This is a genomic window from Microbacterium aurantiacum (assembly GCF_031625015.1).
GTDB lineage: Bacteria > Actinomycetota > Actinomycetes > Actinomycetales > Microbacteriaceae > Microbacterium > Microbacterium aurantiacum.
Genome location: NZ_JAHWXH010000007.1, coordinates 1 through 1,310, shown reverse-complemented (window position 1 = coordinate 1,310; position 1,310 = coordinate 1). Strand labels below are relative to the sequence as shown.

At 64.7% G+C, this 1,310-nt stretch carries 1 protein-coding gene; it reads left to right on the top strand.

What is annotated here, in order from left to right:
* Window positions 1-50: 50 nt before the first annotated feature.
* A protein-coding gene (locus KZC50_RS15645; RefSeq protein WP_310892293.1) for an IS3 family transposase occupies window positions 51-1,288 on the top strand; the annotation gives its coding sequence in 2 pieces (ribosomal slippage) (window positions 51-336 and window positions 336-1,288; 1,239 coding nt in all).
* Window positions 1,289-1,310: the final 22 nt, after the last annotated feature.

Below are 1,310 nucleotides of genomic sequence, written 5' to 3'. Positions count from 1 at the left end.
CCTGAATCGGCCTGACTTTCGTTCCGTTCTTCAAGTAAGGATGGAACACGATGAACAGGAAGTATTCGCCGGAGATGCGTGAGCGGGCGTTGCGGATGCTCGCGGAGACGCGTCCGTCGCACCCCACGATGATGAGCGCGGTCCGTCACGTCGCGGGCCTTCTGGGGATGAGCCCGGAGACGCTGCGATTGTGGCAGCGCCGCTACGAGATCGACGCGGGTGTGAAGCCCGGAGTCACGACCGAGGCTGCTGCGGAGATCAAGCGCCTGCAGAAGGAGGTCTCAGAGTTGCGGAAAGCGAACGAGATCCTCAAGGCTGCGAGCATCTTTTTCGCGAAGGAGCTCGACCACCCCTCGACGAGATGGTCCGGTTCATCAGCGAACACCGGGATCGTTTCGGGGTCGAGCTCATCTGCCAGGTCCTCCGACCGGCAGTGAGAGGATTCCTCACCTCGCGCGGCTTCCGCGCCGCGGTGAATCGGACTCCGTCCGCCAGGCAGTTGCAGGATGACCTGCTGGTGCCCGAGGTTGCCCGGCTGCACGCAGAGAACTACGGCGTCTACGGGCGCCGGAAGATGCACGCGCTGATGCGACGACAGGGGTGGGGTATCGGGCGTGACCAGACCGAACGCCTCATGCGGCTCGCCGGGGTTCGAGGCGTGCGCAAGTCCAAGCGCGTCTTCACGACGAAGTCCGATCCCGCCTTGCAGCGGCCGACCGATCTCGTCAATCGCCGGTTCACCGCCGACGGCCCCCGCCGGCTCTGGGTCTGCGACGTCACCTATGTCGCGACCTGGTCCGGGTTCGCTTACGTCGCGTTCGTCACCGACGTCTACTCTCGGCGCATCGTCGGCTGGAACGTGGCGGCGACTCTGAAGGCGGAGATCCTGCCGATGCAGGCGCTCGATATGGCCGCGTGGGACGCCGGTGACGACCTCACCGGGCTGACGCACCATTCGGACCACGGGTCGAACTACATGGCGATGGTCTACACCGACCGGATCGTCGAACTCGGCGCCGTCCCCTCGACCGGCACGGTCGGCGACAGCTTCGATAATGCGATGGCAGAAGCGGTCAACAACCTCTACAAGACCGAGCTGATCCGGCAACGCGGTCCCTGGAGGACCGTCGAGCAGGTCGAGCTCGCGACCCTCGAATGGGTGTGGTGGTGGAACAACTCCCGCCTCCACGGCGAGCTCGATATGCGCACCCCGCTCGAGGTTGAGCAGGCGTACTACGCTGACCTCGAATCAGCCCAGCCGGCCCCTGCCAGACAAGGCTCCCGATAGGAACGAAAGTCAGGCCGATTCA